The sequence below is a fragment of the Luteimonas sp. 3794 genome, assembly GCF_031456825.1.
Taxonomy (GTDB): Bacteria; Pseudomonadota; Gammaproteobacteria; order Xanthomonadales; family Xanthomonadaceae; genus Luteimonas.
In genome coordinates, this window is sequence record NZ_JAVDVJ010000013.1 from 80,612 (window position 1) to 88,314 (window position 7,703).

The window sequence follows — 7,703 nt, forward strand, 5'->3', positions numbered from 1 at the left end:
CTATGCGACCCTCGCGCCGCTGCCGACGCAGGCTGCGCGCCCAGAACTGGAGCAGGCATGGCCTGGAACATTCCCGGCAACAACAAGGACAAGGATTCTCCGGACCGCAAGGATTCCGGAAATCAGGGCGAGCGCAATCCGTGGCCGCCACGCCGGACCGGCGGCGGTGGCCGTGGCGGGCGCGGTGGTGGCGGTGGTGGTTTCGACCGCATCCTCGACCAGCTCCGCGGGCTTTTCGGTGGCGGCTTCGGTGGCGGCAATCCGCTGCGCTGGATCGCAGTCGTCGTGGTCATCGTGCTGCTGCTCAACTGTTTCGTGCTGGTGGGTGAAACCCAGCGCGGCGTGGTGCTCCGCTTCGGCCAGGTCGCCCGCGTCATGCAGCCGGGTCCGAACTTCAAGCTGCCGTGGCCGGTCGAGCGCGTGACCAAGGTCGACGCGACCACGGTCCAGTCCTTCAGCAACACCGTGCCGGTACTGACCCGCGACGAGAACATCGTCATCGTGTCGTTCAACGTGCAGTATCGCGTCGGTGATGCGGTGCAGTACCTGTTCGGCACTCGCAATGCCCGCGAGATGCTCGAGCAGACTGCGCTCAGCGCCGTGCGTGAGCAGATCGGTCGCGTCAACCTCGACGCCGCGCTCAATGCGCGTGGCCCGATCTCGACCGCGGCGCAGACCTCCCTGCAGGCCTCGCTCGACAGCTACCGCACGGGCCTGTTCGTCAACGAACTCAACCTGCAGGACGCGCGTCCGCCGGAAGAGGTCAAGGACGCCTTCGACGCCGTCAACAGCGCGCAGCAGATGAACGAGCAGCTGGTCAAGGAAGCCGGCGCCTACGCCGCCAAGATCGTGCCCGAGGCGCGCGGTGAATCCGAGCGTGTCCGCTCGCAGGCCGAAGGCTACAAGACTGCCGAGATCGCCCGCGCCACCGGTGACGCGACCCGCTTCTCGCTGCTGGTCGATGCCTACGCCGGCGCGCAGGAGGTCACCCGCAAGCGTCTGTGGCTGGAAACCGTGCAGAGCGTGCTGGCCGACAACCGCATCGTCGTCGGTGGCGACGGCCGCCAGCTGATCTACGTGCCGATGGCCGGGCAGGGCACCGGTGGTCAAGCCGCGCCTTCGCTGATTCCGCCGGAAGTGCTGTCGCCGTCCGTCGAGGCGACGCGCAGCAACAACAGCACTGCGACGCCGGCCGCGCCCGCGCGCACGCTGCCGCGCCCGTCGCGTGAAGGAGCCACCCGATGAGACTCAATTTCGTCATTCCCCTGATCATCATCGTGCTGCTGGGCCTGATGGGCTCGGTCTACGTAGTCCGTGAAGGCCAGGTGGCCCTGGTGCTCAACCTCGGCCGCGTGGCGCGGACCGACATCGGCCCGGGCCTGCATTTCAAGGTGCCGCTGATCGAATCGGCGCGCGTGTTCGACCGCCGCTTCAACGCCAGCGCGTTCTCGCCCGAGCGCTCGCTGACCTCCGAGCGCAAGGACGTCAGCGTGGACTTCGTGGCCATCGTCGCCATCAGCGACGTCGCCGCGTTCTACCGCGCCACGTCCGGCAACGAGTCCGATGCCAATCTGCGCCTCGAGCCGATCATCAAGAACTCGCTGCGTAACGAGATCAACGCCAGCACGCTGACCGAACTCGTCTCGGGCAACCGTTCGGAGTTCGTCGAGCGCCAGCTGCCGGGCATCAACGAGGCGGCCAAGTCGCTGGGCATGCGCATCATCGACATCCGTCTGAAGCAGATCGACCTGCCGACCGACAGCCAGGTGATCCAGCAGGTCTACAACCGCATGCGCGCCGAGCGCCAGGAAGTGGCCACGCGACTGCGCGCCGAAGGTGAGGAACGCGCCCGCGCGATCCGCGGCCAGGCCGATCGCGAGCAGACCGTGATCCTCGCCGAAGCCGAGCGCGACGCGCAGACCCTGCGCGGTGAAGGCGACGCCGAGGCCGCGCGCATCTATGGCCAGGCGGCCAATCGCGATCCGTCGTTCTATGCGTTCCAGCGCAGCCTCGAGGCCTACCGCGCCGCGTTCGAGAAGGGCGACAGCGTGATCGTGCTCGAGCGCAACGATCCCTTCCTGCAGTACATGCGCAGCGATCGTTGATGGCCTGCGCCTGATGTCGGATCTGTGGGCGGCGCTGTGTCTGGTGTTCGTACTCGAAGGCCTGATCCTGTTCGCCATCCCGGGCTTCTGGAAGCGCAACGCCGAGCAGATGCTCACGATGCCCACCACCACCCTGCGCCGCATCGGCGCAGGCGTGTTGGCGGTTGGCTTGCTTGCGTTGTATTTCGTGCGGGGTTGATGGGGCGGGATTCCCCATGCGGCGGTTGAGCTGGCACGAGAGCGATTCACTGAGTGCTTCTGCTTCTGTTTCTGAAGCTGCCTTCAGCGCGTTCCACTGAGGCCGCGTCGGGTCAATCGTCATCCGAGCCGAGCGAACGCTGCGATCCAGCCAAACCCGCCCTCCGCTCGCCACCGTCACGTGGAGCCAAACCAAAATGGGCCCCAGCGTTCGCTGGGGCGACGCGCGGCAGACAGCGGCGGCGACCAGTCGTCGGCGCCCCTGACCGTCATCCCAGCGAACGCTGGGATCGATCTTGGTTTTGCTCTGCGCTCTGCGGGCTCTACTTAGAGTCACGAACCCACATGGGGCGGTTCTGTGCTGGCCGCGACGACCTGTGGCCACCCGGTTGGTCGTCGGCCATCCATGCCGCGCGACCGTCGTCCCGGCGAAGGCCGTGACCCAGCGCCTTTGCCTGAAACGAGCGGCGCATATTCGGTGCGGCGACGCGCACCCATGTCGGGAAGGACAGAGGCCCGTCGCATAGAGGCCTCGTAGATCGGTAGGCCAAGCGAAGTCCAATGGCGGCAATCCGGCTGCGAATTCGAGCTTTCCCGCGCGCGTCAGCCCTCACCCCAACCCCTCTCCCGAGGGGAGAGGGGCTCAACAGGCGGCTGCATACGTCAGCAATCGTGAATCCAGAGTCCGCTGGAACATCACGCACGTCGGAACCCAAGGCCTCTCCCTCCGGGAGAGGCCGACGCGCTTTGCGCGTCGGGTGAGGGTCGGGGCGCTACCGATCGACCCTCCATCCCCATGAACGCGCCCCAGAAACAGGTGGCCCCCGTCCCCCCTTATCCGGATAATGCGGAAAAGCCGGACGGGCCATCTCGCATGAGGGGACTGCCGGCTTTTTCCGTGTCCGGCCCTGCGAGGCGGTCGTCTCCCCGATGGAGCGGCCAATCCCCGCGCAAGGTTGACCGGTCCCTTCCTGCGGCCCCGATGGCCGCAATGCGATATCAGGAGTCACAAGATGGGTCAGTCAGTCGTCGTAATCGGCGCCCAGTGGGGCGATGAGGGCAAGGGCAAGATCGTCGACCTGCTCACGCAGGACATCGGCGCCGTCGTGCGCTTCCAGGGCGGCCACAATGCCGGCCATACGCTGGTGATCGCCGGCAAGAAGACCGTCCTCCACCTCATCCCCTCCGGCATCCTGCGCGACGACGCACTGTGCCTGATCGGCAACGGCGTGGTGCTCAGCCCGGCTGCGCTGATCAAGGAAATCGGCGAGCTCGAAGCCGCCGGTGTCGAAGTGCGTTCGCGGCTGAAGATCAGCCCGGCCACGCCGCTGATCATGCCGTACCACATCGCCCTCGATCAGGCCCGCGAGAAGGCCGCCGGCGGCAAGGCCATCGGCACCACCGGCCGCGGCATCGGCCCGGCCTACGAAGACAAGGTGGCGCGTCGCGGCATCCGCGTGGCCGACCTGCATTACCCCAAGCAGCTCGAAGAACTGCTGCGCACCGCGCTCGACTACCACAACTTCGTGCTGACCAAGTACCTCGGCGTCGAAGCGGTGGATTTCCAGAGGACCTACGACGAGGCGCTGGCGTTCGGCGATTACGTCGAGCCGATGAAGTCCGACGTGGCCGGCATCCTTCACGACCTGCGCAAGCAGGGCAAGCGCGTGCTGTTCGAAGGCGCGCAGGGCGCACTGCTCGATATCGACCACGGCACCTACCCCTACGTCACCAGCTCCAACACCACCGTCGGCGGCGCACTCGCCGGCACCGGCGTGGGCGCGGACGCGATCGACTACGTGCTCGGCATCGCCAAGGCGTATGCAACGCGCGTCGGCGGTGGTCCGTTCCCGACCGAGCTCGACGACGAGATCGGCCAGGGCATCCGCGACCGCGGTCAGGAATACGGCGCGTCCACCGGCCGTCCGCGTCGCTGCGGCTGGATGGACATCGTCGCGCTCAAGCGCGCCGTCGCTATCAACGGCATCTCCGGCCTGTGCATCACCAAGCTCGACGTGCTCGACGGCATGAAGACGCTGAAGATCTGCATCGCCTACGAATACCGCGGCAAGCGCACCGAGTACGCGCCGCTCGATGCCGCCGGCTGGGACGAGTGCACGCCGGTGTACCTGGAATTCCCGGGCTGGGACGAGAACACCCACGGCGTCACCGAGTGGGACAAGCTGCCCCCCGCGGCGCGCGCCTACCTGCGCGCGCTGGAAGAACTGGCCGGCTGCCCGATCAGCATCGTCAGCACCGGCCCCGACCGTGCGCACACGATGGTGCTGCAGGATCCATTCGCCTGATCAAGCAGTGCCGTCCGGGTGCGGAGCCGCACTCTGAAGTGGTGCGTTACGCGCCATGAAGCCCGAAGGCCTCGCACCCGCGAGGCCTTTTTCGTGGCCGCTGTTGTGAGTGCCCTCAGCCGCGGCGGGACAAGCGGTGCAGCACGATCCCGGCGACCATCGCCGGCACAAACCAGGCGGCCTCCATCGAACCAACGCCCACACCCACCAACGCCGGGCCGGGGCAATAGCCCGCCAGGCCCCAGCCGATGCCGAACAGCGCCGCGCCGGCAAGCAGGCGCGCATCGATGTGGCGCAGGTCCGGAAGGCGGAATGCGTCGGCGAACAGCGGACGGCCGCGCCGCAGCACCGGACGGAACAACAGCAGGGTGGTGATCACGGCGCCGCCCAGCACGAAGGCGAGCGTGGGGTCGAAGTCCCCTGTGACATCGAGGAAGTCGAGCACCCGGCGCGCGTCGGTCATGCCCGACAGCGCCAGGCCCGTGCCGAACAGTGCGCCGGCGCCGAACGCCGCGGCGATGATGCGCTTCATGCCCAGCCTCCGAGGTGACGCATCCCCCAGGTCGTCACCATCGCGGTGACCATGAAGGTCAGCACCGCTGCCAGCGAACGCGGCGCCAGGCGGCCCAAGCCGCACACACCGTGCCCGCTGGTGCAGCCGCTCCCGAGGCTGGTGCCGAAGCCGACGAGCAGGCCCGCGGCCACCAGCGTCAGTGGCGGAAAGCCGCTGCGTGGGGTGGCGATGCCCGGCAGCAGCATGACCGCCACGCCGCCTGCGGCCACCAGCCCGAGAAGAAACGCGATCCGCCAGGCCACCTCGCCGCGACGCGGAAACAGGACCCCGGCAAGGATCCCGCTCACACCGGCCACGCGTCCGTTGAGCCACAGCAGCAGGGTCGCGGCGAGTCCGATCAACACGCCGCCCATCAGTGCAGGCAGCCACGTCACCGGCTAGCGTCCTGGTCGAGGGCGCGCGGCAGTCCCGGGCACTGCATGCCATTGGCTTCCGGCGAGGATCCGCGGGCAGGGGCGCCGCCGGCCGCGTCGCGCGCGTCATCGAATGGCAGGGGCCGAGGCGCCAGCATGGGCTTTCCATGTAATTTAGAAAGTCCTAAATTAAGAAGCCCCCATCGTCCCTGTCAAGCGAGCCCGATGCCGATGCCCGTGTCCTCCATCCTGCCCCCCGGCGCCCCGGCTTCGGCGCACGACATGGCGGCCTACGCCGGCGAGGCCGCGGGCCTGCTCAAGGCCCTGGCCCACCCGGCGCGTCTGCTGGTGTTGTGCCAGCTGGTGGAAGGGGAGCGCTCGGCGGGCGAACTGCAGCCCATCACCGGTCTCGGTGCATCCGCGCTGTCCCAGCACCTGGCCGTACTGCGGGAGATGACGCTGGTCCACACCCGGCGCGAAGCGCAGTCGATCTATTACTCCCTCGCCGACGGGCCGGCCGTCGGCGTGCTCGAGGCCTTGCATGCCGCCTATTGTGGCGACGCTGCAGTCAGCCGGCAGGCCGGACGATCTCGCCGTCTTCCTTGATGAAGGGCTGGGTCAGCGGCGGCAGGATCTCCAGCACGACGTCCGATGGCCGGCACAGCCGCGTGCCTTGGCCGGTGACCACGAACGGGCGGTTGATCAGCACCGGCTGCGCGAGCATCGCGTCCAGCAGCGCGTCATCGCCCAGCGCCGGATCGTCCAGGCCGAGCGCGTCGTAGGGCGTGCCCTTGCGGCACAGCGCGTCGCGCACGCCGATGCCGGCGGCGACAATCATCGCGGCGAGTTGTTGACGCGACGGCGGGTCACGCAGGTACTCGATCACCGTCGGCTCGATGCCTGCATGGCGGATCAGTGCCAGCGTGTTGCGCGAAGTGCCGCAGGCAGGGTTGTGGTAGATGGTCGCGTCCATGGATGTCCTCGAATCGGATTGATGTCGCACTCAGGCCGTCCCCGCGTTCGCGGCCGCCGTCGAGCGGATCAGCGTTGCAGGCGCGCAGCTGCGGGGCGGGCTCGCCGTGATGCAGAACGCCAGTCCGCGCTTCCGGGGTTCGCGTTGCTCTTCGGCCGGTCACGTCCGGGCGTGGTGCCGCGTCGAAGCCGTCGGATCGAGCGCAGCGCCGATGCCGGCCACGGTGTCCCTGGCCGAGCGGGTGACGCCGACCAGGGTGGCCGATGCCGCCCCCGTCCAGTCGCCGTAGCCGACCAGCCAGAGCTGCGGGCACTTCACCGCGCGCGTGCCCTCGACACGTACCCGACCGTCGGCCTCGAGGACGTCCAGCGGTCGCAGATGGTCCAGGGCAGGCCGGAATCCGGTGCACCAGATCACGGCGTCCACCTGTGTCTCGCGGCCGTCGGCCCACATCACGCCGGTGGCGGTGAAGCGCTCGAAGGGCGCGACCGCGTGGAGCACGCCCCGTTCGCGTGCATCCCGTACCGGCGGCACCATGACGATGTCCCCCAGCCCACCCACGGGCACCTCGATCTCGCGGCCCGCCTGCTGCGCTCTCCAGCGTTCGGTCGCGCGGGCGAACAGCACGCGGCCGTCGACATCGTCGGGCAGGAACGCTGGCGGTTGCTGGGTGACCCAGCGCGCGTCGGCCACCCGCGAGATCTCCGCGAGGATCTGCGCGCCCGAGTTGCCGCCGCCCACCACCAGCACCTTCTTGCCCGCAAAGCGGTCCGGAGCGCGGTAATGCGCGGAGTGGATCTGTTCGCCGGTGTAGTCGTCGGCGCCGGGATACCGGGGCACGAAGGGATTGCGCCAGGTGCCGGTGGCGCTGACGATCGCGCGCGCCGACCAGCGGCGACCCGAGGCCGCCGCGACAAGGCGGCCATCGCTCTGATGCACGGATTCCACCCGAACGGGACGTTCGACCGGGATCGCGTAATGCGCCTCGTAGTCGGCCAGATAGTCCAGCACATCGTCGCGCGAGGCATAGCCGTCGTGGCGCTCGGCCATCTGCCTGCCTGCAATCGAGCTCCACGTCGACGGAGAAAACAGGGTCAAGGTGGAGTGCCCCGGGTTTCTCGGACAAGGAACCTAGGGCACATACCCTAGGCGATTGAACTGCTTTTCGTATTGATCAGGCGATTTGTAACCCAG

The 7,703-nt window shown here is 68.2% G+C and carries 9 protein-coding genes; 5 read left to right on the plus strand and 4 right to left on the minus strand.

All coding sequences use genetic code 11. From position 1 onward, the window contains the following. The first annotated feature begins 57 nt into the window (after positions 1 to 57). From hflK to J2X52_RS14940, 4 genes are all read left to right on the plus strand, one after another. Entirely contained in the window at positions 58 to 1,245 is a 1,188-nt protein-coding gene (gene hflK / locus J2X52_RS14925; protein ID WP_310155018.1) for an FtsH protease activity modulator HflK, read from the plus strand. Continuing rightward, positions 1,242 to 2,105 (plus strand): protease modulator HflC, encoded by an 864-nt coding sequence (gene hflC, locus J2X52_RS14930; RefSeq protein ID WP_310155022.1) that lies wholly within the window; start codon positions 1,242 to 1,244, stop codon positions 2,103 to 2,105. Before hflK ends, hflC begins: the two co-directional genes overlap by 4 nt. Positions 2,106 to 2,109: 4 nt before the next feature. After that, complete coding sequence (locus J2X52_RS14935) at positions 2,110 to 2,304, plus strand: DUF2065 family protein (protein ID WP_310155056.1); 195 nt, start codon at positions 2,110 to 2,112, stop codon at positions 2,302 to 2,304. A 1,012-nt stretch (positions 2,305 to 3,316) separates the two neighbouring features. After that, on the plus strand, positions 3,317 to 4,609 hold the full coding sequence (locus J2X52_RS14940; RefSeq protein WP_310155025.1) for an adenylosuccinate synthase: 1,293 nt from the start codon (positions 3,317 to 3,319) through the stop codon (positions 4,607 to 4,609). A 115-nt stretch (positions 4,610 to 4,724) separates the two neighbouring features. On the opposite strand, the gene J2X52_RS14945 is transcribed toward J2X52_RS14940, so the two are convergent. Both J2X52_RS14945 and J2X52_RS14950 read right to left on the minus strand, forming a co-directional pair. Beyond that, positions 4,725 to 5,141 (minus strand): DUF6691 family protein, encoded by a 417-nt coding sequence (locus J2X52_RS14945; RefSeq protein ID WP_310155028.1) that lies wholly within the window; start codon positions 5,139 to 5,141, stop codon positions 4,725 to 4,727. Beyond that, entirely contained in the window at positions 5,138 to 5,536 is a 399-nt protein-coding gene (locus J2X52_RS14950; protein WP_310155059.1) for a YeeE/YedE family protein, read from the minus strand. The genes J2X52_RS14945 and J2X52_RS14950 overlap by 4 nt, the downstream gene beginning before the upstream one ends. Before the next feature lie 282 nt (positions 5,537 to 5,818). Here J2X52_RS14950 and J2X52_RS14955 point away from each other — a divergent pair, with 282 nt between their 5' ends. Then, positions 5,819 to 6,142, plus strand: a complete 324-nt coding sequence (locus J2X52_RS14955; protein WP_310155031.1) for a metalloregulator ArsR/SmtB family transcription factor — start codon at positions 5,819 to 5,821, stop codon at positions 6,140 to 6,142. Here the strand turns inward: J2X52_RS14955 and arsC are convergent. Next, the gene (gene arsC / locus J2X52_RS14960) at positions 6,105 to 6,509 is read right to left on the minus strand and encodes an arsenate reductase (glutaredoxin) (RefSeq protein WP_310155034.1); all 405 of its coding nucleotides are present in this window, start codon (positions 6,507 to 6,509) and stop codon (positions 6,105 to 6,107) included. The genes J2X52_RS14955 and arsC overlap by 38 nt on opposite strands. A 159-nt stretch (positions 6,510 to 6,668) precedes the next feature. Then, positions 6,669 to 7,607 (minus strand): ArsO family NAD(P)H-dependent flavin-containing monooxygenase, encoded by a 939-nt coding sequence (locus tag J2X52_RS14965; protein WP_310155037.1) that lies wholly within the window; start codon positions 7,605 to 7,607, stop codon positions 6,669 to 6,671. Positions 7,608 to 7,703: the final 96 nt, after the last annotated feature.

What these genes read in the sequence shown, in the direction of transcription:
- hflK (WP_310155018.1), top strand. Translation starts at nt 58, where the DNA reads ATGGCCTGGAACATTCCCGGCAACAACAAGGACAAGGATTCTCCGGAC.
- hflC (WP_310155022.1), top strand. Translation starts at nt 1,242, where the DNA reads ATGAGACTCAATTTCGTCATTCCCCTGATCATCATCGTGCTGCTGGGC.
- J2X52_RS14940 (WP_310155025.1), top strand. Translation starts at nt 3,317, where the DNA reads ATGGGTCAGTCAGTCGTCGTAATCGGCGCCCAGTGGGGCGATGAGGGC.
- J2X52_RS14945 (WP_310155028.1), bottom strand. Translation starts at nt 5,141, where the DNA reads ATGAAGCGCATCATCGCCGCGGCGTTCGGCGCCGGCGCACTGTTCGGC.
- J2X52_RS14950 (WP_310155059.1), bottom strand. Translation starts at nt 5,536, where the DNA reads ATGGGCGGCGTGTTGATCGGACTCGCCGCGACCCTGCTGCTGTGGCTC.
- J2X52_RS14955 (WP_310155031.1), top strand. Translation starts at nt 5,819, where the DNA reads ATGGCGGCCTACGCCGGCGAGGCCGCGGGCCTGCTCAAGGCCCTGGCC.
- arsC (WP_310155034.1), bottom strand. Translation starts at nt 6,509, where the DNA reads ATGGACGCGACCATCTACCACAACCCTGCCTGCGGCACTTCGCGCAAC.